General features: G+C 69.4%; 22 protein-coding genes and 1 pseudogene. 11 read left to right on the top strand and 12 right to left on the bottom strand.

Annotation, left to right across the window (positions count from 1 at the left end; all coding sequences use genetic code 11):
* The 6 genes and pseudogenes from AC1DYN_RS18715 to fliF all read right to left on the bottom strand — a co-directional run.
* Window positions 1–200, bottom strand: a pseudogene (locus AC1DYN_RS18715) (hypothetical protein); the annotation flags it as partial.
* Between the two features lie 30 nt (window positions 201–230).
* Window positions 231–707 carry a flagellar export protein FliJ gene (gene fliJ / locus AC1DYN_RS18710; RefSeq protein WP_477962263.1) on the bottom strand — a complete coding sequence of 159 codons (477 nt, stop codon included), beginning with the start codon at window positions 705–707 and terminating at the stop codon, window positions 231–233.
* Between the two features lie 107 nt (window positions 708–814).
* Window positions 815–2,236 (bottom strand): FliI/YscN family ATPase, encoded by a 1,422-nt coding sequence (locus AC1DYN_RS18705; RefSeq protein WP_477962261.1) that lies wholly within the window; start codon window positions 2,234–2,236, stop codon window positions 815–817.
* Window positions 2,233–3,027 carry a FliH/SctL family protein gene (locus AC1DYN_RS18700; RefSeq protein WP_477962259.1) on the bottom strand — a complete coding sequence of 265 codons (795 nt, stop codon included), beginning with the start codon at window positions 3,025–3,027 and terminating at the stop codon, window positions 2,233–2,235. Before AC1DYN_RS18700 ends, AC1DYN_RS18705 begins: the two co-directional genes overlap by 4 nt.
* Complete coding sequence (fliG, locus tag AC1DYN_RS18695) at window positions 3,011–4,006, bottom strand: flagellar motor switch protein FliG (RefSeq protein WP_477962257.1); 996 nt, start codon at window positions 4,004–4,006, stop codon at window positions 3,011–3,013. The genes AC1DYN_RS18700 and fliG overlap by 17 nt, the downstream gene beginning before the upstream one ends.
* A gap of 30 nt (window positions 4,007–4,036) precedes the next feature.
* Window positions 4,037–5,734, bottom strand: a complete 1,698-nt coding sequence (gene fliF, locus AC1DYN_RS18690) for a flagellar basal-body MS-ring/collar protein FliF (protein ID WP_477962255.1) — start codon at window positions 5,732–5,734, stop codon at window positions 4,037–4,039.
* Window positions 5,735–5,882: 148 nt separating this feature from the next.
* On the opposite strand from fliF, the gene fliE reads away from it, so the two are divergent.
* Both fliE and AC1DYN_RS18680 read left to right on the top strand, forming a co-directional pair.
* Window positions 5,883–6,209, top strand: a complete 327-nt coding sequence (gene fliE, locus AC1DYN_RS18685) for a flagellar hook-basal body complex protein FliE (protein ID WP_477962253.1) — start codon at window positions 5,883–5,885, stop codon at window positions 6,207–6,209.
* A 205-nt stretch (window positions 6,210–6,414) separates the two neighbouring features.
* The gene (locus AC1DYN_RS18680) at window positions 6,415–6,726 is read left to right on the top strand and encodes a hypothetical protein (RefSeq protein WP_477962251.1); all 312 of its coding nucleotides are present in this window, start codon (window positions 6,415–6,417) and stop codon (window positions 6,724–6,726) included.
* Window positions 6,727–6,822: 96 nt separating this feature from the next.
* Here AC1DYN_RS18680 and ettA read toward each other — a convergent pair whose 3' ends face one another.
* Window positions 6,823–8,487, bottom strand: coding sequence for an energy-dependent translational throttle protein EttA (ettA, locus tag AC1DYN_RS18675; protein ID WP_477962249.1), 1,665 nt, complete (start codon window positions 8,485–8,487; stop codon window positions 6,823–6,825).
* 280 nt (window positions 8,488–8,767) lie between these two features.
* Here ettA and AC1DYN_RS18670 point away from each other — a divergent pair, with 280 nt between their 5' ends.
* Together AC1DYN_RS18670 and AC1DYN_RS18665 are read left to right on the top strand one after the other, a co-directional pair.
* On the top strand, window positions 8,768–10,273 hold the full coding sequence (locus AC1DYN_RS18670; protein WP_477962247.1) for a DEAD/DEAH box helicase: 1,506 nt from the start codon (window positions 8,768–8,770) through the stop codon (window positions 10,271–10,273).
* Window positions 10,274–10,458: 185 nt separating this feature from the next.
* On the top strand, window positions 10,459–10,953 hold the full coding sequence (locus AC1DYN_RS18665) for a hypothetical protein (RefSeq protein ID WP_477962245.1): 495 nt from the start codon (window positions 10,459–10,461) through the stop codon (window positions 10,951–10,953).
* A gap of 254 nt (window positions 10,954–11,207) precedes the next feature.
* On the opposite strand, the gene AC1DYN_RS18660 is transcribed toward AC1DYN_RS18665, so the two are convergent.
* From AC1DYN_RS18660 to AC1DYN_RS18640, 5 genes are all read right to left on the bottom strand, one after another.
* Window positions 11,208–11,390 (bottom strand): hypothetical protein, encoded by a 183-nt coding sequence (locus tag AC1DYN_RS18660; RefSeq protein ID WP_477962244.1) that lies wholly within the window; start codon window positions 11,388–11,390, stop codon window positions 11,208–11,210.
* Window positions 11,391–11,467: 77 nt separating this feature from the next.
* Window positions 11,468–12,511 (bottom strand): CaiB/BaiF CoA transferase family protein, encoded by a 1,044-nt coding sequence (locus AC1DYN_RS18655; RefSeq protein WP_477962242.1) that lies wholly within the window; start codon window positions 12,509–12,511, stop codon window positions 11,468–11,470.
* A gap of 13 nt (window positions 12,512–12,524) precedes the next feature.
* Window positions 12,525–13,385, bottom strand: a complete 861-nt coding sequence (locus AC1DYN_RS18650; protein WP_477962240.1) for a 2OG-Fe(II) oxygenase — start codon at window positions 13,383–13,385, stop codon at window positions 12,525–12,527.
* A gap of 5 nt (window positions 13,386–13,390) precedes the next feature.
* Entirely contained in the window at window positions 13,391–14,173 is a 783-nt protein-coding gene (gene yaaA / locus AC1DYN_RS18645) for a peroxide stress protein YaaA (protein ID WP_477962238.1), read from the bottom strand.
* Window positions 14,174–14,271: 98 nt separating this feature from the next.
* Window positions 14,272–17,418, bottom strand: coding sequence for an error-prone DNA polymerase (locus AC1DYN_RS18640; RefSeq protein ID WP_477962236.1), 3,147 nt, complete (start codon window positions 17,416–17,418; stop codon window positions 14,272–14,274).
* A 227-nt stretch (window positions 17,419–17,645) separates the two neighbouring features.
* Between AC1DYN_RS18640 and AC1DYN_RS18635 the strand changes: the two genes are divergently transcribed.
* The 7 genes from AC1DYN_RS18635 (at window position 17,646) to AC1DYN_RS18605 (ending at window position 21,553) form a co-directional block, all read left to right on the top strand.
* Window positions 17,646–18,062, top strand: a complete 417-nt coding sequence (locus AC1DYN_RS18635; RefSeq protein WP_477962234.1) for a DUF2784 domain-containing protein — start codon at window positions 17,646–17,648, stop codon at window positions 18,060–18,062.
* A gap of 4 nt (window positions 18,063–18,066) precedes the next feature.
* On the top strand, window positions 18,067–18,471 hold the full coding sequence (locus AC1DYN_RS18630; protein WP_477962232.1) for a DUF3574 domain-containing protein: 405 nt from the start codon (window positions 18,067–18,069) through the stop codon (window positions 18,469–18,471).
* A 239-nt stretch (window positions 18,472–18,710) separates the two neighbouring features.
* Entirely contained in the window at window positions 18,711–19,151 is a 441-nt protein-coding gene (locus tag AC1DYN_RS18625) for a GNAT family N-acetyltransferase (protein WP_477962230.1), read from the top strand.
* Window positions 19,152–19,168: 17 nt separating this feature from the next.
* Entirely contained in the window at window positions 19,169–19,879 is a 711-nt protein-coding gene (locus tag AC1DYN_RS18620; protein ID WP_477962228.1) for a DNA alkylation repair protein, read from the top strand.
* Between the two features lie 5 nt (window positions 19,880–19,884).
* Window positions 19,885–20,505 carry a pyridoxamine 5'-phosphate oxidase family protein gene (locus AC1DYN_RS18615; RefSeq protein WP_477962226.1) on the top strand — a complete coding sequence of 207 codons (621 nt, stop codon included), beginning with the start codon at window positions 19,885–19,887 and terminating at the stop codon, window positions 20,503–20,505.
* A gap of 7 nt (window positions 20,506–20,512) precedes the next feature.
* A complete protein-coding gene (locus tag AC1DYN_RS18610; RefSeq protein WP_477962224.1) occupies window positions 20,513–21,076 on the top strand; it encodes a GNAT family N-acetyltransferase in 564 nt (187 codons plus the stop codon).
* Window positions 21,077–21,151: 75 nt separating this feature from the next.
* On the top strand, window positions 21,152–21,553 hold the full coding sequence (locus AC1DYN_RS18605) for an SRPBCC family protein (protein WP_477962222.1): 402 nt from the start codon (window positions 21,152–21,154) through the stop codon (window positions 21,551–21,553).
* Window positions 21,554–21,603: the final 50 nt, after the last annotated feature.

Here is a 21,603-nt window from a genome sequence, read left to right as displayed (position 1 = left end):
CTGGCAGGCTGTGTGGCCGGCGCGCGCGCGGGCACGGGCGCCGCGGCGACGGGCGCGGGTGCCGGGGCCTGCGCCTGCTGGCGCTGCTTCAGCATCTGCGAGAACGCGTTCGGATGCGGCGCCTCGGGCGACGGCGCGGGCGCGACGGCCAGCGGGTTGTTCGCGGAAAAGATCGGCAGGGACGAAACGGCTGCGGACATGGGCGTTGTCGGGGGAAATGGAAAGCGGCCTTACAGCACCGGGGAGGCGGAGGCCTGGCTCAGGCGGTTCCAGGCGGCACGCGAGGCGAACTCATCGGTCTGCTTCTGCTCGCGGCGGTCGGCCACCAGGCGCAGCTCCTGCAGCCGGCGCTCCAGCAGCTTGCGCACCGACGCGACGCGCAGCTCCTGCTCGCGCAGCGCCTGCAGCAGGCGCTCGACGCGCGCCTGCGCATGCGCCACCACGCGCTGCTGCTGGTCGATCGCCATCGTCAGCCGCTGCATGAAGCCCTGGTAGCACTGCATCACGTCGATCGAGCTGCTGCGGCTGAACTGCTCGCGAAACCGCACCTCGTACTCGCTGCGGTAGGTGATCAGCTGCTCGGCCTGCGCGGCGGCCGACGCCTGCGCCTCGCCCGCGCGGCGCGATTCGGCCAGCGCCTCGTCGCGCTCGCGCTCGGCCTGGCCCAGCAAGGCCATCAAGGGTTCGATCGAACGGTCGTTGCTCATGTCAGTACTCCAATGCATTCAGTCTCAGCGGACGCCGCGGAACCGGCTTTGCCGGGCCGCTGGCGGCGCCCCCTTGAGGGGGAGCGCCGCAGGCGCTTCGGGGGTGGTCATGCAAACAGCTTGCGCAGGTCGCGCACGCTGTTGACCAGGCTGGCCGGTTTGTTCATGCCCTGCTGCAGCAGGTCCGTCATCGGGCCGTGCAGCTTGACGGCGGCGTCGAGCTCGCTGTCGTGGCCGGGCGAATACGCGCCCAGCTGGATCAGGTCGCGCGCCTTCGTGTACTTGGCGCTCAGCTGGCGGAAGCGGCGCGCCGCGTCGATGTGCTCCTGCGGGCTGACGTTGTTCATCACCCGCGAGATCGAGCGCTCGACGTCGATCGCCGGATAGTGCCCGGCCTCGGCCAGYTCGCGCGWSAGCACGATGTGGCCGTCCAGGATSSCGCGCGCCGMGTCGRCSAYCGGRTCCTGCTGGTCGTCGCCYTCGSYCAGCACGGTGTAGAACGCGGTGATCGAGCCGACGCCGTGGATGCCGTTGCCACTGCGCTCCACCAGCTGCGGCAGCTTGGCGAAGCAGCTCGGCGGATAGCCCTTGGTGGCCGGCGGCTCGCCSAKSGMCAGCGCSAYCTCGCGCWGCGCCATYGCATAGCGGGTCAGCGAATCSMWCAGCAGCAGCACGTKCTGGCCRCGGTCGCGAAAATGTTCGGCGATCGCGGTGGCATAGCTCGCCCCCTGCAGGCGCGTCAGCGGCGGCGCATCGGCCGGCGCGGCCACCACCACGGAGCGGCGCAGGCCTTCCTCGCCGAGGATGTCCTCGATGAATTCCTTCACTTCGCGGCCGCGCTCGCCGATCAGGCCGACCACGATCACGTCGGCCGCGGTGTAGCGCGCCATCATGCCCAGCAGCACCGACTTGCCGACGCCGGTGCCGGCGAACAGCCCGATGCGCTGGCCGCGGCCCACCGTCAGCATCGCGTTGATCGCGCGCACCCCGGTGTCCAGCGGCTGGCGGATCGGGTCGCGGTCCATCGCGTTGATCGGGCGGCGCACCAGCGGCTCGTTGTGCACGCTGGCGAGCGGGCCCTTGCGGTCCATCGGCAGCCCCTGCGAATCGACGACGCGGCCGAGCAGCCCGTCGCCCATCGGCAGGTGCAGCGTGCGGTCTTCGCTGCGCCGCCACGGGTGGTGGGTGGCGCCCAGCAGCAGCGGCACGATCGGCGACGGCCGCGGCACGACGCGCGCGCCGCTGGCCAGGCCGTGGATCTCGCCGGTGGGCATCAGGTAGGCGCGGTCGCCCGAGAAGCCGACCACCTCGGCCAGCACCGGCGGCTGGCCTTCCATGCGCACCTCGCACACCGAACCGACCGGCACGCGGATGCCGGCGGCTTCGAGCACCAGCCCGGCAACGCGCACCAGCGTGCCCTGGGTCTCCAGCGGCATCGCGTCGGCGGAGAAGTTCTTCAGGTCGGCCAGGTAGCGCTGCCACTTGTCGGCGCGCACCACGGCCCGGGATTCCTGCGGCGAGGTGATCATGCGGTGTCGTCCTCGCGGTCGTCGCCCTCGTCGACGGCCGGCGTCGCCAGCTCGTCGGTCCATTCCTGCTCGCAGCCGAGCGTCGAGGCCACGCGGCGCCAGCGCGCCTCGAGCGTCGCATCGATCACGCCGATGTCCGATTCGACCAGGCAGCCGCCGCGCAGCACGTCATGGTCGGACAGCAGCCGCGCGCCGCGCGCGGCCAGCACGTCGGCCGCGCCCTGCGCGACCAGCGCGTGGTCGTCGGGGTGCACGCGCACGGTGATGTGGCGCGCACTCAGCAGCAGCGTGTCGACCGCCTCGGTGGCGACCACCGCCACCAGCTCGGGGCGCACGCTCAGCTCGCTGCGCACCATCTGCTTGGCCAGCTGGGTCGCGGTGACGGCCAGCGCGCGTGCCATGTCCTGCTGCAGGTCGTCGAGCTGCTGGCCGTAGCTCTGCGCGATCGCGCCGATCTGCGCGGTGATCTGCGCCGCATAGCTCTGCTTGAAGCCGTCGAGCGCGACCAGCCCGTCGCGGTAGCCGTCTTGATATCCGGTCTGGCGCACCTGCTTGAGCTGCGCCATCAGCTCGTCGACCGGGTTCGGGGGCGGCGGGGCCGGCGGCTCGGGGCGGTGCACGCCCATGTTGTTGTGCGGCGCCTCGGTGCCGCCCGACAGCGAACCGGGGTTCCACGCGGCGAACGAGCTGAGCTCCTCGCGCGGGATGAAGCGGCTGTAGGCGCTGGTCGGCTTGGCGCCGGCCGGCGGCGGCACCTGCCGCGGACCGTTCGGCTTAGAGGAACTGGTCATCGCCGCCGCCTTGGAGCACGATCTGGCCCTCGTCGCTCAGGCGACGCACGATCTTCAGCATTTCCTTCTGCTCGGCCTCGACCTCGCTGACGCGCACCGGGCCGCGCGCTTCCAGGTCTTCGCGCAGCGTCTCGGCGGCGCGGGTGGACATGTTGCGGAACACCTTCTCGCGCATCTCCGGCGTCGCACCCTTCAGCGCGATCACCAGCGATTCGGACTGCACTTCCTTCAGCAGCAGCTGGATGCCCTTGTCGTCGACCTTCTCCAGGTCGTCGAAGGTGAACATGTTGTCCATGATCTTCTGGGCCAGCTCGTTGTCGGCCTCGCGGATGTAGTCGAGAACCGCGGTCTCGACGCTGCCGCCCAGCAGGTTGATCATCTCGGCGGCGGTCTTCACGCCGCCCAGCGAGGCCTTGCGCAGCTTGTCCCCGCCGGCCAGCACCTTGCTCATCACGTCGTTCAGGTCCTTCAGCGCTGACGGCTGGATGCCGTCCAGCGTGGCGATGCGCACCAGCACCTCGTTGCGCTGGCGTTCGCCGAAGCACTTCAGCACCGACGAGGCCTGGTCGAAATCCAGGTGCACCAGGATCGCCGCGACGATCTGCGGATGCTCGTTGCGCAGCAGCTCGGCCACCGAGTTCGCGTCCATCCACTTCAGGCTCTCGATGCCGCTGGTGTCGCCGCCCTGCAGGATGCGGTCGATCAGCAGGTTGGCCTTGTCGTCGCCCAGCGCCTTGCGCAGCACGGTCTTCACGTACTCGTCGGTGTCGGTGACGAGCAGGCTCTGCTCCTGCGCCTGGTCGGCGAAGCGGTTCAGCACCGTCTCGACGCGCTCGCGCGGGATGGTCTTCATGCGCGCGATGGTCTCGCCCAGGCCCTGCACCTCCTTCGGCGTCAGGTGCTTGAACACCTCGGAAGCCTCTTCCTCGCCGAGCGACATCATCAGGATCGCCGCGTCTTCCAGTCCCTGGGTATTCATCTCGTTGTCCTGTCGTTCTTGTCGTGGCGATCAGGCGGCTTCGCCGCTGACCCAGCCGCGCACGATGCTCGCGACGGCGCCCGGGTTTTCCTTGGCGTAGGCGCGCGCCGCGATCAGCGTCGGGCTCATGCGCGGCGCCTCGAGCTGCGGCAACCGGGCGTCGGCCTCGTGGCCGACACGCGGCAGCGACTCGGCGTCGTCGACCACCGCATCCAGCGTGCTGCCGCGGGCGTCGACCGGAGACACCGGCTGCGGCAGCGCGGCCTTCAGCGCCGGGCGGATCAGGCCGAACACGATCACCATCGCGACCAGGACCAGCGAGGCCGGCACCGCGGCGGCACGCAGCATGTCCAGCGTCTGCGGCTGCTTCCACAGCGGCGTGGAGTCGGGCTCGATCTTCTCGATGCGGAACGGCGCGTTGATCACCTTCACCGAGTCGCCGCGCTCCTGCTTGAAGCCGATGCTCTCGCGCACCAGCACGTTGAGCTTCTCGATCTCTTCGGGCGTCAGCGGCACGGTGGTGGTCTTGCCCTTGGCGTCGGTGACGCTTCGATGGTTGACGACCACGGCGGCGTTCAGGCGCTTGACGGTGCCGGTGGCGTTGCGCGTCACGCGCACGGTCTTGTCGACCTCGTAGTTGGTGACGGCTTCCTTGCGGCTGTTGGTCTGCGTGCCCTGGCCGTTCTGCGCGGTCTGCAGCGGTTGCGCCGCGCCGGTGACCGGTGCGGTGGCGGGCACCGGCGGCTGGTTCGATGCGGCCCCGGGGATGCCGGTGGCGCCGCTGCCGCTCTGGCCCATCTGCTCGCTGCTCTGCTGGCTGCGCACGCTGGCCTGGGCGTTCTCGCCCTGGTTCGGCTTGAACTCCTCGGCGGTCGACTCGACCTGCGAGAAGTCGACGTCGGCGGTGACCTGGGCGCGCAGGTTGTCGCGGCCGATCACCGGCTCGAGGATGTCGAGGATGCGCTTGTTGTAGCCGGCCTCGATCTGGTTGACGTACTGCAGCTGCTGCGCGTCCAGGCCGGCGCCGTTGTTGCCGTCGGTCGAGGCCGACAGCAGCGTGCCGGTCTGGTCGAGCACGCTGACGGCCTTCGGGTTCATCTCGGGCACGCTGGACGAGACCAGGTGCACGATGCCGGCGATCTGCGCGCGGTCGAGCGTGCGGCCGGGGTGCAGCGTCAGCATCACCGAGGCGCTGGGCTTCTGCTGTTCGCGGAAGAAGCCGTTCTGGTTCGGCAGCGCCAGGTGCACGCGGGCGTTCTGCACCGCCGACATCGCGGTGATCGAGCGGGTGAGTTCGCCTTCGAGGCCGCGCTGGAAGGTCAGGCGCTCCTGGAACTGGGTCTGGCCGAACTTGGCGCCGTCCATCAGTTCGAAGCCGACGATCGAGCCCTTGGGCAGGCCGGCGGACGCGAGCTTCAGGCGCAGGTCGTGAACTTGTGCCGCCGGCACCAGGATGGCGCCGCCGCCGTCGGAGTAGCGGTAGGGCACGTTCATCTGCGACAGCTGGGCGATGATGGCGCCGCCGTCCTTCTCGGACAGGTTGGCGTACAGCACCTTGTAGTCGCCCTGGCTGCTCCACAGCGTGATGGCGGCCAGCACGGCGATCAGCGCGGCGATGCCCAGGCCGAGGCTGGCCTTGCTCTTGGCGGGCAACGCGGCGAGGCGCGCGCCGAAGCCCGCCGGTGCGGCGAGCTGGTTCGGATTGGCAAGGGTGACCGCGTTGTCCATGTTCTTCGCTTGTCTTGGCAGACGGGCACAGGCCGCCTGAATGAAGCGATTATTTGGAAACTTGAGGTTTCAGTTGCGTGGAACAGCCCGGGAAATGGCCTGCAGTTCGCCCCATCCCGCGACGTGGTCTTGTCTACAGTTCGATCCCATGGACGTCACCCTCAAGCCCTTCAATTTCGCGCAGGCCGTGGCCCGCGCCGGGCTCAACACGAACGGCACGCCGCTGGTGAACAGCAGCAAGCCGGTCGAGGGGGCGGGCTTCCAGCAGGCGCTCACTCAGGCGCTGCGGTCGGTCAGCAACACGCAGCTGCAGGCCGACGAGATGCAGCGCCAGGTGTCGCTGGGCAATCCGACGGTCAGCCTCGAGGAGACGATGGTGGCGATGCAGAAATCGCAGATCGGCTTCCAGGCCACGCTGCAGGTGCGCAACCGGCTGGTACAGGCCTATTCCGACATCATGAACATGTCGGTGTGACGGCGGCGTGAGGTGGCGCCGGGCGGCCCGGCGAAACGCCTTGTAACGACTGGCACCACGACGAGTCCGTCACGCCCGCAGCCCCCTCATTCGCGTGTACCCGAGGGCGCAAGCGCCGGAAGTTCGGGACAATCAACGGTTGTTATCCGATGCCGACGCAGCACCCACGAGGCCGCCGCGCGGCGTCCCACTGTTGGACTGCTGTTTGAAATCCGCGTTTGCCATCCCGGGGCTGCTGGCTGCAGCCTGCCTTCTCTGCCCACCCGCCTTTGCCGACGACGCCGTCGAGCAGATGGTGGCCGGCATCGATGCCGTCGTCTTCGTCTGCACGCCGGTCGACCCGAAAAGCGTGAAACCGGGGCTGGAGATGCTGCAGCAGCTGGCTGCGAAGACCAAGTCGGACCTGTCGGCCGTGCGCAAGAGCGATGGCTACCGCAGCACGTACAACTCCGAGGTGAACCGGATGTTGTCGCTGCCGGCGAAGGACAGGCTGACCACCTGCCAGCGCGCGTTCTAGCGCAAGCGCAGCGCCCATCAAGCCACGCCCCGCGATCCGGCTTTGCCGGGCGCAGGGTGGCGCCCCTCGGGGGCAGGAGCGTAGCGACTGGGGGGCCTATTTCAGGGCCTTGTAGCGCAGGCGCTTGGGCTTGGCGCCTTCCTCACCCAGGCGGCGCTTCTTGTCCGCCTCGTATTCCTGGTAGTTGCCGTCGAAGAACACCCACTTCGAATCGCCCTCGCAGGCCAGGATGTGSGTCGCGATRCGRTCCAGGAACCAGCGRTCGTGGSWRATSACCATSAYGCTGCCGGCGAACTCGAGCAGCGCRTCTTCSAGCGCSCGCAGSGTTTCRACGTCCAGGTCGTTCGACGGTTCGTCCAGCATCAGCACGTTGCCGCCCTGCGCCAGCGTCTTCGCCAGGTGCAAGCGCCCACGCTCACCGCCCGACAGGCTGCCCACCAGCTTCTGCTGGTCGTTGCCCTTGAAGTTGAAGCGGCCGATGTAGGCGCGTGACGGCATCACGAACTTGCCGACGACGATGTTGTCGAGCCCGCCCGACACGTCCTGCCACACCGTCTTGTCCGATTCCAGCGACTCGCGGCTCTGCTCGACGAAGGCCATCTTGACCGTCGGGCCGATCTTCACCGAGCCCGAATCCGGCGTCTCCTTGCCGGCGATCATGCGGAACAGCGTCGACTTGCCGGCGCCGTTCGGGCCGATGATGCCGACGATCGCGCCGGCCGGCACCTTGAAGCTCAGGTCGTCGATCAGCACGCGGTCGCCGAAGCTCTTGCTGACGCCGTTGAACTCGATCACCTCGTGCCCCAGGCGATCGGCCACCGGGATGAAGATCTCGGTGGTCTCGTTGCGCTTCTGGTAGTCGACGTCGGACAGCTCCTCGAAGCGTGCCAGGCGCGCCTTGCTCTTGGCCTGGCGGCCCTTCGGGTTCTGGCGCACCCACTCCAGTTCCTTCTTCATCGCCTTGGTGCGCGCGTCCTCGGTCTTCTGCTCCTGCTCGAGGCGCTGTTCCTTCTGGTCCAGCCAGGTGCTGTAGTTGCCCTTGTACGGGATGCCGCGGCCGCGGTCGAGTTCGAGGATCCACTCGGCCGCGTTGTCCAGGAAGTAGCGATCGTGGGTGATGGCCACCACGGTGCCGCCGAAGCGCTGCAGGAACTGCTCCAGCCAGTCGACCGATTCGGCGTCCAGGTGGTTGGTCGGCTCGTCCAGCAGCAGCATGTCGGGCTTGGACAGCAGCAGGCGGCACAGCGCGACGCGGCGCTTCTCGCCGCCCGACAGCTTGCCGACCACCGCCTCCCAGGGCGGCAGGCGCAGCGCATCGGCCGCGATCTCGAGCTGCAGGTCGGTGTTCTCGCTGCCAGCGGCGGCGATGATGGCCTCGAGCTCGGCCTGCTCGGCGGCCAGCGCGTCGAAATCGGCATCGGGTTCGGCGTACTCGGCATACACCTCGTCGAGGCGCTTCTTCGCGGCCAGCGAACCGCCCAGGCCTTCCTCGACCGCCTGGCGCACCGTCTGGTCCGGCGCCATCACCGGCTCCTGCGGCAGGTAGCCGATGCGCAGGTTGGGCATCGGCGTGGCTTCGCCCTCGATGTCCTTGTCGATGCCGGCCATGATCTTGAGCAAGGTGCTCTTGCCCGAGCCGTTCAGGCCCAGCACGCCGATCTTGGCGCCGGGGAAGAAGCTGAGGGAGATGTCCTTGAGGATCTGGCGCTTGGGCGGGACGATCTTGCCCACGCGGTTCATCGTGAAAACGTACTGAGCCATGGCGTGTTGGGTCCTGGAGAGAGCGGTAGAGCTGAGGAGAGAGGCGAGCCGCAGAACACGGGCGCCGACACGCTATTGTCACCGCTCCCGGATCTGGCCGGCCCGCGCCCTGCAGTTCAAGCGATGAAACCGCGTTCAGCAGGTAGAATCCGCCCACCAGCGCAGACACCAGTCACTTCGCTGCCGTCATCCCTGACCTGGGCTTCGCGCCCGCCTCACCTTCCGCCTGCGACTGGCGCCGACGCTATCGGCGACGGGCTGATCTCCTCGTTGGATCCCCATGTCTTTTGACACCCTCGGCCTGTCCGAGCCCCTGCTGCGTGCTGTTCACGAACAGGGCTACACCATCCCCACCCCGATCCAGGCACAAGCCATCCCCGCCGTGCTGTCGGGCGGCGACCTGCTCGCCGGCGCCCAGACCGGYACCGGCAAGACSGCYGGYTTCACGCTGCCRATSCTGCASCGCCTGTCGGCCAAGCCCGCGGTGCGCGACGCGCGCGGCAAGCTGCCGATCCGCGCCCTCATCCTGACGCCCACGCGCGAGCTCGCGGCCCAGGTCGAAGAGAGCGTGCGCACCTACGGCAAGTACCTGCAGCTGACGTCGATGGTGATGTTCGGCGGCGTCGGCATGCAGCCGCAGATCGACCGCCTGCGCAAGGGCGTCGACATCCTGGTGGCCACGCCCGGCCGCCTGCTCGACCACCACCAGCAGCGCACGCTCGACCTGAGCCACGTCGAGATCTTCGTGCTCGACGAAGCCGACCGCATGCTCGACATGGGCTTCATCCACGACATCAAGAAAGTGCTGGCCATCGTGCCGGCGCAGAAGCAGAGCCTGCTGTTCTCGGCCACSTTCWSSGAMGAGATCAAGACGCTGGCCGAYCGCCTGCTGAACAASCCGSMGCTGATCGARGTGGCGCGCCGCAACCAGACCAACGACGCGATCGCGCAGAAGGTGCACCCGGTCGGCCGCGAGCTGAAGAAGGAGCTGCTGACGCACCTGATCAAGTCGAACGACTGGCACCAGGTGCTGGTGTTCACGCGCATGAAGCACGGCGCGAACCGGCTGGTCGAGCACCTGCTGAAGCAGGACATCAGCGCGATGGCCATCCACGGCAACAAGAGCCAGAGCGCGCGCACCAAGGCGCTGGCCGACTTCAAGACCGGCGACCTGCAGGTGCTGGTGGCGACCGACATCGCCGCGCGCGGCATCGACATCGACCAGTTGCCGCACGTCGTCAACTTCGAGCTCCCCAACGTGCCCGAGGACTACGTGCACCGCATCGGCCGCACCGGCCGTGCCGGCGCGCTGGGCGAGGCGGTGTCGCTGGTCTGCGTCGACGAGAACGGCTTCCTGCGCGACATCGAGAAGCTGATCAAGCGCGAGATCCCGAAGGAAGTCGTCCCGGGCTTCGAGCCGAACCCGAGCGAGCGCCCCGAGCCCATCGTGCTGGGCCGCATGGTGATCGGCGAAGGTGCCGGCCGGGGCGGCCATCGGCATGCCGGTGGCGGCGGCCGCGGTGCGGGCGGTGGCGGCGGTGGACATGGCGGCGGTGGTGGCCGTGGCCGCGACAGCCGGGGCGGTTCCGCGCCGGCACGCACGGGTGGCGGTGGCGGACAAGGCAGCGCGCGCGCGCCGGGCGGCCAGGCACCGGCCCCGTCGGCGGCGCGCCCGAGCGGTCCCCGTCCGGCCCAGCCGGGCGGTAGCGGCAACGGCCCGCGCCGCGAAGGCGGTGGCGGCGGTGGCCCGAAGCCGGGCCCGCGCCTGACCCAGCCGAAGCGCTGAACCGGGGCTGAACCACGGCTGTCTGACAGTTGCCGAGGGAGTCGGCACTCACAGACAGCCGTCATTTGTATCCAATTGTTCGAATGCCTACGGGGGCGGCGTACCGTTTGTCGCGCCTCGAAACATTCCGGGTCGAATCGGGGCGTACCGTCGTCGCCCGCCCATTCGACTCGTGAGACAACCCCATGGACAGCACCTGGCACACGGCCTGGCAAGGGCCCGACATCGTCGTGTTTCATGACGATGCCGAAGTCGACCGCTTCAAGGCCGCCGACGTTCAGCGCGTGATCTTCGTGCAGCACGGCAGCGGCGAGCATCTCGGCGACCTGTCGTACTCGGTGGTGGAGCTGCCGGACGACTACCTGCTGTTGCCCGCCAACACCGGCTTCGCCGGCCGCGTGCACTTCGAACGCCTGGCCTTCTGGGCTGGCAAGCAATGCGTGTTCTGGGCGCACGAGTCGCACGCGGCGCTGCCCGGGCGCCTGCGCCGCGGGCTGTGGCCGCTGCGGCCGACGCAGCCGGTGTTCGGCCGCGTGCCGCGCGGCGAGCTGGCCGGCGCCATCGAGCGCTGGACGCTGGTCGGCCCGCAGACCTGGGACGAGCGCAAGTGGCAGCGGATCGCATCGAGCCGGCCGTTCGCGACGGCGGTGGAGACGGCCAAGCCGCGCTTGCGGGCATGAGCTGAGGCGACTGCGGGTCCTGCTCGACTCCAACAGGGGTCGAACAGAGATCAGCGCGCACCCATGAAGGGGATTTGGCGGCGGTCGAGGCGGCGAGCGGGCCGAGCGCCGGGCCGCCCCAAGCCGGCCCGCATCCCCTCGGGGGATCGGCGCAAGTACCCTTTCGCCGAGGGGCTGTCATCCAACAAAAAACCCGGCCTGAGCCGGGTTTCCTGTGCCTCTGGGCGCTGAACGCCCGGAAGTCGCCTGGTTTCTCAGGCGGCCTTCTTTTCTGCCGCAGCCTTCTTGGTCTTCTTGGCCTTCTTGGTGACCTTCTTTTCCGAGGTGGCCGGAGCCGCCTTGGCGGCCGGAGCTGCAGCGGCCGGAGCCGATGCGGCTTGGGCGAAAGCGCCCAGCGAGAACGTGGCGGCGATCAGCGCGGCGATGATTTTGGTCATGGGGGTCTCCTTTGCAAAGGTCGAGCAACACGCTCGAGGGGCACAACGGGACCCGAAACACCGTCGTTGACGAAAGTTCACTCTTTATTTTCAAACAGCACGTGAGCGTGACATTCGTCAAGCTTCAGCACCGGGGTGACGCAGCAATCGACCGGCTCCAGCAGCGCCCACCAGCCGGCCATCGTCCGGGTGGACAGCAGGGTCGCCAGCTCGGTGCGCAGCGCCAGTGCCTCGGCACTGCCGACCGCCAGCCCGCGCGACCAGTGCCGGTCGGCCCAGTCGGGCCGGCCGAGGGCGGTGCACAGCCGCTGCCAGAACGGCCACTCCAGCGCGCCGACCGCCAGGTGCCGTCCATCCTTTGTCCTGTACACGCCGTAGCAAGGGGCCCCCCCGGACAGCAGGTCCCGGCCCGGGACCGGCGCCCTGCCCGTCTGCGCCAGCACCAGGCCGGCCAGCACGTGATGGCGCGACACCTCGTGCGTCATCGAGATGTCGACATGGCGCCCGCCGCCACCGCGCTGCACCGCCAGCAGTGCGGCCAGGATGCCGGCCACCGCGGCCTGCGTGCCGCCCATCAGGTCGCCGATCTGGAAACCGGGCGCCACCGGCTCGCCGTCCGGCCCCGCCAGCTGGCGCAGCACGCCGGCCATCGCGATGTAGTTGATGTCGTGCCCGGCCCGCTGCGCCCACGGCCCGGTCTGGCCGTAGCCGCTGATCGAGCACATCACCAGGCGCGGGTTGAGGGCGGACAGCATGTCCCAGCCCAGTCCCAGGCGCCCCATCGCACCGGGGCGGAAGCCCTCGACCAGCACGTCGGCGCGGGCCACCTCGTCGAGCAGGGCCGCGCGATCGGCATCGACGCGCAGGTCCAGCGTGCGCAGGGCCTTGCCTTCGTTCAAGCGCCGGAACATCAGCGCGGGCTCCCCGGCCTCGCGTTCAGCGTCGGTGCGCCAGAGTTCGCGCGCGCCATCCTGCTGGCCGGGCGGACCTTCGATCTTCAGCACGGTCGCGCCCAGGCGCTGCAGTTCCAGCGCGGCCAAGGGGCCGGGCAGCAGGCGGGTCAGGTCGAGGACCTGCACGCCGGCCAGCGGCAGGGGGTCCCGGATGGCGCTGCGCTTCATCCGGGCTGCGCGATCACTCGAACCTGCCTTCGCGCATCCACTTGGTGGCGACCCACTTTTCGCCTTCGAGCACCGGGGCGCCGCCATGCAGCGTGCGCGTCATCGGGTGCGGCCGGTCGTAGCTGAAGAACACCGCATTGCCCTTCACCGGCGCGACCTCCAGGTGCACGTCGGGGAAGGTGGTGGCTCCGCCGCGCGTCGGCGAGTTCAGGTAGGTCACCAGCGTGCCCACGCGCTGGCCACCGCGCTTCAGGATGGTCGGCGTGCCGGGCTGGGCCGGGTCGAAATAGTCGAAGTGCGGCTTGTACTCGGCACCCGGCTGGTAGCGCAGGATCTGCAATCCCTCGCCATTGTCCAGCGGCCAGTTCAGCAGCTTCGCGATGCGCGTCTCGATGCGCATGCACAGCGGGTTCTCGCCGCGGCCGAAGAACATGCCTTCGCTGGTGCGCGCCACGTTCACCTCGCTGGCGCCGGTCGTCGTGACCACGGTCTCGGAGCGCGCCAGCCGCTGCCGCGCCTGCGCCACCAACTCGTCGCACTCGTCGTGCGTCAGCAGCCCGCCGAACACGACGACGCGCGGGTTGCGCATCGTCATCACGATCTTCACCTCGTGGCCATCGACCATCACAGAGCCGGGCGAATCGAGCAGGTCGGGCTCGGGCACTGGAACCGGTACCGGCAGGCCGTTGGCCTGCGCATGGTCCTTCAGGAAGCCCTGCAGCGTCTCCTCGAGCGCCTCGATCGCGACGTCTTCGGTCCAGCCGCTGTCCATCATGGACTTGAGGACGTCGTCCGGGCTGCGACCGGCCTTGGCCTGGTCGACGATCCACTGGCGCAGTTCGGGCGTGATGTTCTGCTTGGTCGTGCTGTTCATGGAAGTCACTCGGATGGAAGACGGCGTCGAAAGACCAGCCGATCGGGTTGCGACGCGGCCAGGTCGAAACGGTAACCGTCGGCGTTGAATTTTTCCAGCCCCCTCGGGGTGGCCAGGCGCTTCTTGACCGCGTGCCGGGCCATCAGCCCGCGGGCACGCTTGGCGAAGAAGCTGATCACCTTGTACTGGCCGCTCTTCCAGTCCTCGAAGGCGCATTCGACGACGCGCGCCTTCAGCCGCTTGCGGTTGGCGGCGCGGAAGTATTCGTTCGAGGCCAGGTTGACGACCACCGGGCTGCTGTCGGCGGCCAGGCGCTGGTTCAGGTGCTCGGCCAGCGTGTCGCCCCAGTAGTCGTACAGGTTGGCGCCGCGCGGCGTCGGCAAGGGGGTGCCCATCTCCAGCCGGTAAGGCTGCATGCGGTCGAGCGGGCGCAGCACGCCGTACAGGCCGGACAGGATGCACAGGTGGTCCTGGGCCCAGGCCAGGTCGGCATCGCTGAGCGTGGGCGCGCGCAGCCCGTCGTAGACGTCGCCGTCGAAGGCCAGCGCGGCCGGGCGGCTGTTCTGGTCGGTGAAGCGCGGCGACCAGGCGGCATAGCGTGCGACGTTCAGCTCGGACAGCGGCTGCGACAGGTGCATCAGCGCCGCGATGTCGTCCACCGAACGGGTCTTCAGGATCCGGATCAGCTCGGCCGACTGCGGCAGGAATTGCGGCAGCGTCGGCGCGTGCGCGGTGCGCAGCGGCGTGTCGTAGTCGAGGGTCTTGGCAGGCGAAAGCAGGAACAGCATGAAGCCGGGGCGCGTGGGAGGCGTGGACGGGAATCCCGAACTCTAGCGAATCGGCGGGCGAGGCCTGGTTTCCAGGTGTGCCACGTTCCGTGCCGGATTCACTTGAAATCCCGGCTGCGCGCGACAAGACCTCCCAGCAATCCGGTATGGTCGATCATCTTCACCGCCAGCAGGTGCATCACGTCGCCCTGGCGCTGCCACTGGCCGTACACCGTCAGCAATTGCGCCCCCAGCAGCGCCTTGCGCTGGGTCTCGAAGACGCGCGGCCAGACGATGATGTTGACTGCGCCGGTCTCGTCTTCCAGCGTGATGAAGACGGTGCCCTTGGCGGTCTGCGGCCGCTGCCGGTGCGTGACCAGGCCGCTGGCGCGCGCCAGCCGGCCGTCCGGGTAGCCGCGCAGCACGGCCGCGGTCTGGATCTGGAAGCCGTCGAGCTGCGGGCGCAACAGCGCCAGGGGATGGCGCTTCAGCGTGAGCCCGAGCGAGCGGTAGTCGGCCGCGGTGTCGGCGGCCTCGTCCGGTGCCGGCAACTGCAGCGCCGGCTCGTCGATCCGGGTGCTGCGCAGCATCGCGGTGGGCCGCGTGTCGATGCCGGCCACCGCCCAGGCCGCCTGGTGGCGGTGCCCGCTCAGGCTGTGCAGCGCATCGGCCTGGGCCAGCGACTGCAGCTCGTGCGCGTTCAGTTCGGCGCGCCGCGCCAGGTCTTCGGGGCTGAGGAAGGCGCCGGCCTCGCGGGCCTCGACGATGCGGCGGGCCGCGTCTTCCGCCAGGCCGCTGACGCGGTTCAAGCCCAGGCGCACCGGCCGCAGCCCTTCCCGTGGGCCCTCCAGCGACCACTCGAGCGTGCACTCCCAGTCGCTGCAGCCCACGTCGGCCGGCCGCACCTGCACGCCGTGCTCGCGCGCATCGCGCACCAGCTGCGCGGCGCCATAGAAACCCATCGGCTGGCTGTTCAGCAGCGCCGCCAGGAAGACATCGGGGTGGTGGCACTTGATCCAGCTGCTGGTGTAGGCCAGCAGCGCGAAACCGGCCGCATGGCTTTCGGGGAAGCCGTATTCGCCGAAGCCCTGGATCTGCCGGAAGATGCTCTCGGCGTATTCCAGGTCGTAGCCCTTGGCCACCATGCGCCCGACCAGCTTCTCGTGAAACGGCCCGAGCCCGCCCTTGCGCTTCCAGGCGGCCATCGCGCGGCGCAGCTGGTCGGCCTCGCCGGGGGTGAAGTCGGCCGCGATCATCGCGATCTGCATGACCTGCTCCTGGAAGATCGGCACGCCCTTCGTGCGCTTCAGCGCGGGCCAGAGATCCTCGGGGCAGTCGATGTCCTCGATCGCCAGCTTCCGGTTCTTCAGGTAGGGATGGATCATGCCGCCCTGGATCGGCCCGGGCCGCACGATCGCGACCTCGACCACCAGGTCGTAGTAGTTGCGCGGCTGCAGCCGCGGCAGCATGCTCATCTGCGCGCGGCTCTCGATCTGGAACACGCCGATGGTGTCGGCCTTGCAGATCATGTCGTAGGTGGGCTGGTCGTCGTCGGCGATGTCCTGCAGGCGCATCGGGCGGCCCTGCTTGTCGCCGATGAAGGCCAGCGCGCGGCGCAGCGCGCTCAGCATGCCGAGCGCGAGGATGTCGACCTTGATCAGCCCGAGCGCGTCGAGGTCGTCCTTGTCCCATTGCACGACGCTGCGCTTGTCCATCGCGGCGTTCTCCACCGGCACCAGCTGCTCGATCTGGTCGCGCGCGATCACGAAGCCGCCGGGATGCTGGCTCAGGTGGCGCGGAAACCCCACCAGCACGGCCGTGAGCTCGGCCCATTGCCGCACCAGCAGCGCATCGGGATCGAAGCCGTTCTCGCGCAGCCGCTCGGCGCTGATGCCGCGGCCGTCGAACCACTGGTGGCCCTTGGAGACCGCGTCGATGCGCTGCAGGTCGATGCCGAGCGCGCGGCCGACGTCGCGCACCGCGCTGCGCGGCCGGTAGCTGATGACGACCGCGGTGAGCGCCGCGCGGTGCCGGCCGTACTTGCCGTAGATGTACTGGATGACCTCTTCGCGGCGCTGGTGCTCGAAGTCGATGTCGATGTCGGGCGGCTCGTTGCGCTCGGCGCTGATGAAGCGGCCGAACAGCAGCGTGGCGCGGGCCGGGTCGACCTCGGTCACCTCCAGGCAGTAGCAGACCAGCGAGTTGGCCGCGCTGCCGCGGCCCTGGCACAGGATGTCCTTGCTGCGCGCCCAGCGCACGACATCGGCCACCGTCAGGAAATAGGCCTCGTAGCCGAGCTGCTCGATCAGCGCGAGCTCGTCCTCGATCTGCTTTGCGTGCTCGTCCTTCAAACCTTTCGGAAAGCGCTTGGGCACACCGGCATACGTCAGGTTGCGCAGGTGAGCGATCGGCGTCAGGCCTTCGGGGACGACCTCGCGCGGGTACTCGTACTTCAGCTCCTTCAGCGAGAAGCTGCACTGCGCGGCCAGCCACAGCGTGTTGTCCAGCCACGGCGCGTCGTACAGGCCGGCCAGGCGGCTGCGCGAGCGCAGGTATTGCTCGGCATTCGGCGCCAGCTGCAGGCCGCATTGCGCCAGCGGCAGGTTCAGCCGCGTCGCGGTCAGCGTGTCCTGCAGCGACTTGCGCGAGCGCAGGTGCATCAGCACGTCGCCCGCGGCCGCCACGCGCAGGCCCGTCATCTGCGCAACGCGGGCCACGGTGGCCAGCAAGTCGTCGTCACCGGGCCGGTGCAACCGCTCGACCAGCAGGGCAGCCCGCCCGTGGAACCAGGTCTTGAGCCACATCGCGTGGGCGAACACCGTCTCGAACGCCTGCGAGGCATCGGGCGCCAGCAGGGCCAGGCAATCGGGCAGGCCGGCCAGCGTGGGCGCATCGGGCACGCCGCCTTCGAGATCGGACGGATGGGCCAGGTAGCTGCCCTTGGAGGCACGGCGCCGCGCGACGGTGATCCAGTGCGACAGGTTGCCGTAGCCGCGGCGCGTCTGCGCCAGCATCACGAGGCGCGCGTGCGGGCCGCCGTCGTCGGGCAGCGTGAGGCGCATCTCGCTGCCGATGATCAGGTGCAGCGCATGGCGCTGCGCCTCGACGTGCGCCCGCACCACGCCGGACAGCGAGCATTCGTCGGTGATCGCGAGCGCGCTGTAGCCGAGCTCGGCGGCACGCGCCACCAGCTCCTCGGGGTGCGAGGCCCCGGTGAGGAAGCTGAAGTTGCTGCGGCAGTGCAGCTCGGCGTAGGGGGGCAGCATCGCGAGGCAGGCTCAGGCAGGCGCTGGACGCACGGCGTTTCCGTCCGTAAGCTGCGGCGCCATCGGAATGCACGCGAGGGGAGGATCGGAAATGCGCACGCTGAAGCCGGCCAGAAACACTGTATTTAAATACAGTATAGATGCCCTGCAGCCGCTCTCCAAGGCCTTGCTGGCGGCTGCGAGATGACGGTCGACGGCGTGGCGCTGACGAAGAAGCACTGACCCGCATGGACACCCTCTTCCAGTTGCTGGCCAACGCCGTGTTGGTCCTTCACCTGGGCATCGTGGCCTTCGTCGTCCTCGGGCTGGTGCTCGTCGTCGCCGGCAACCTGCGCCGCTGGCGCTGGGTGAACCGGCCGTGGTTCCGGCTGGCACACGCCGCGGCCATCGGCGTGGTCGTGCTCGAATCCTGGTTCGACATCACCTGCCCGCTCACCACGCTGGAGATGTGGCTGCGCTCGAAGGCCGACGCACCCACCTACGCCGGCGGCTTCATCGAACACTGGCTGCAGCTGCTGCTCTACCACGACGCACCGCCCTGGGTGTTCGTGCTGGCCTATTCGCTCTTCGGGCTGCTGGTGCTGGCGAGCTGGTGGCTGTATCCGCCGGAGTTCCGCAGGCGCCACCCCGATCGACAGGCCTGATTCCATGCACCTTCGTCCCGCAGTTTGCGTCCTGGCGCTCGCCCTCGGCGCTTGCGCATCCACACGGCAACTCGCCTGCACCGGTGCCGGGCAATCGTCCATCCACGACGCGCTGTACTTCGGCACGGCCAAGCCCGGCGGCACCGTCTCGCCCGAGGAATGGTCTGCATTCCTGGGCAGCGCCGTCACGCCCCGTTTCCCGCAAGGCCTCACCGCCTGGCAGGCGTCGGGGCAGTGGCGCGGCGCCGATGGCGCCATCGTGCAGGAAGCGTCGCATGTGCTCGACCTCGTCCACCCGGACGACGCGGCCAGCGAGCAGCGGGTGCGCGAGATCGTTGCCGAGTACAAGTCGAGGTTCCAGCAGGAGGCGGTGCTGCGCGTGAAGGCACGTGCCTGCGCCTCGTTCTAGCGGACACGGCCCGCAGGCCATGCGCCTGGTCGGTTTCACGGTCGTCCTCCCATGCGTTCCCCTGGACGCCCCACGGTCCCGTGCGTAAGCTGCGCGTCCTGCAACAAATGGAGTTTTCATGTTCTCTGGCGCTCCCCGAACGCTCGTCATCCTGCTGGGCCTGGTCGTCGGCCTGCGCCGGCTCACTTTCGCAGCCGCGCCGTGAAGGCATTCCTGGCGTCGAACGCCTACGCGACCTGATGCAAGAACCCGCCTCGCCCCCCTCGATCACGTTGCATGACGACGTTCCCGCCTCTGAAGGCCGGCTCGTCGACGAGGGCCTCGACCGCTCGAACGCCGCCGCCGCGCCGCTGCACGAGGTGCGGCCGCTGTCGTGCTTCGCGCGGCTCGCGTCCGGCGAGGCCATCGGCGGCGCCGTCGGGCGCACCTGGGGCGCGTGCTGCGAGCTGCAGCAGCTGTGGGTGGACGCGGCGCACCGCCGGCAAGGCATCGGCGCGCGGCTGGTCCGCGCCTTCGAACAGCAGGCGCAGCAGCGCGGTTGCCGCATCTTCTACCTCGAGACCTTCAGCTTCCAGGCCCCCGCGCTGTACCGCTCGCTCGGCTACGAGGTACGCGCCGAGCTGCAGGGCTTTGCGCCGGGCATCAGCAAGTTCCTGATGGCGCGCGAGCTGCCCGCATGAGCTGAAGCGAGCCGCCGATGCCCGCCGCACCGCACCGCACACTCGTTGCCGCATTGCGCGCGATGGCCCGCCCGGATGCCGTGGCCGAAGTCGCCCGGTTCTTCCATGCCGATCCCGACGCCCGTTCCAGCGACAACCGGATCCTCGGCGTCCCCATCGGCCAGGTCTTCCCGATCGCCAAGGCCCATGCCGGCTTGCCGCTCGACCAGGTCGAAGCCTTGCTCGACGACCCGCACTACGAAGTGCGCATGGCGGCCGTCAGCGTGATGGACTTCCAGGCCCGTGCCAGGCGCACCCCGCCCGCACAGCGCCAGGCGCTGTTCGAGCTCTACCTGCGCCGGCACGACCGCATCAACAACTGGGACCTGGTCGATCGCGCCGCGCCGCACGTGGTCGGCGGCTGGCTGGCCGACCGGCCGCGCGACGCCCTCTACCAGCTCGCCCGGTCACCGAACCCGTGGGAACGCCGCACCGCCATCGTCGCGACCTGGTTCTTCATCCGCACCGGCGACATCGACGACACCTTCCGGCTTGCCGAGCTGCTGCTGCACGACGCGCACCCGCTGGTGCAGAAGGCGGTCGGCTCCTGGGTCCGCGAGGCCGGCAAGCACGACCCGTCACGCCTGCTCGCCTTCCTCGAGGCGTTCGCCACGACAATGCCCCGGCCGATGCTGCGCCAGGCGGTGGAGAAGCTCCCCGTCGCGCTGAAGACCCGATTCCTGGAATGACCTCCATGACCGACCCGCACCTGATCAGCGACCTGTCCGCCCTCGAAGCCTTGTTCGGCCCGGTCGGCGAGGCCTCGATCCGCAAGGAGGTCACGCACCTTCATCCGGTCTACCGCCAGTGGATCGAGGCTTCGCCGTTCGCGGTGCTGGCCACCGCCGGCCCGGGCGGCCTCGACACCTCGCCGCGCGGCGATCCCGCCGGGCTGGTGACGGTGGTCGACGAACGCACGCTGCTGCTGCCCGAGCGGCGCGGCAACAACCGCATCGACAGCCTGCGCAACATCCTGGCCGATCCGCGCGTCGCGCTGCTGTTCCTGATTCCGGGTGTCGGCGAGACGATGCGGGTCAACGGCCGCGCGCGCATCTCGGTCTCGCCCGATCTGCTGCAGCGCCTGGCGATGGACGGGCAGCCGCCGAAGTGCGTCATCGAGGTCACGGTCGAGAGCGTGCTGTTCCAGTGCGCACGCGCGATGCAGCGCTCGAAGCTTTGGGCGCCGCCCGAGTCGCGCCCGGCCACTGCGGTGCCATCGGCCGGCACGATGCTGGCCGCGCTGACCGATTCGGCCATCGATGGCGCCGCCTACGACCGCGACCTGCCGCAGCGGCAGCGCACCACGCTGTACTGAACCCCCGATGCCTTCTTTCGAATCGACACGCCTCGCCACCGGACGCCTGCTGCTGCGCCCGCTGCGTGACGGCGACGCCCCGGCCCTGCTGCAGGTCTTCAGCGACCCCGAGGTGATGCGCTACTGGAGCACGCCGCCCTGGACTTCCATCGCCCCCGCGCACGCGATGATCGAGCACGACCGCGTGGCGATGGCGGCCGGCGAAGAGCTTCGGCTGGGCATCGAGCGGCGCAGCGACGCTGCGCTGATCGGCACCTGCACGCTGTTCAAGCTCAGCCCCGGCTGCCGGCGCGCCGAGATCGGCTATGCACTGGCACGTGCGGCCTGGGGCCACGGCTACATGCACGAAGCCCTGGTCGCGCTGGTGCGCCACGGCTTCACCGCGATGGACCTGAACCGCATCGAGGCCGACCTCGATCCGCGCAACCTCGGCTCGGCCCGCAGCCTGGAGCGGCTGGGCTTCGTGCGCGAAGGGCACCTGCGCGAACGCTGGATCGTCGGCGACGAGGTGTCCGACAGCTGGCTGTACGGGCTGCTGCGCCGCGAGTGGAAGGATTCGCCGGCGGGATGAACATGTCCGGAAACGGCGGGTACGCCTCGGGCGATCCACTAGCCTGAAGGTCCCGCCACCCACCAGGAGCGCACGATGGCCTCGATCCGCAGAGAAGTGACGATCAACGTTCCCGCCGAGCAGCTGTGGGATGCCGTGCGCGACGTCGGCGCGCTGCACACCCGCCTGGTGCCGGGCTTCGTGACCGACTGCCGCCTGGAGGGCGATGCCCGCCTGGTCACCTTCGCCAACGGCATGCAGGCGCGCGAGCTGATCGTCGACGTGGACGACACCCAGCGCCGGCTGGCCTGGGCCGCGGTCGGCGGGCGCCTGACCCACCACAACGCATCGGTGCAGGTGTTCGAGGCCGGCGAGCACGCGTGCCGCCTGGTCTGGATCGCCGACCTGTTGCCGAACGAGCTGGCGCCGGCCATCGCGGGGATGATCGAGCAAGGCCTGGTGGCGATGAAGAAGGCGCAGGAGATCACCCCAGGGTAGCCCGGATGCCAATCCGGGGATCCAGGGTCACGATTCCCGGATTGGCATCC

This window comes from Rhizobacter sp. P2_D12, from assembly GCF_056404395.1.
This window is presented reverse-complemented; position numbering and strand designations above follow the sequence as displayed.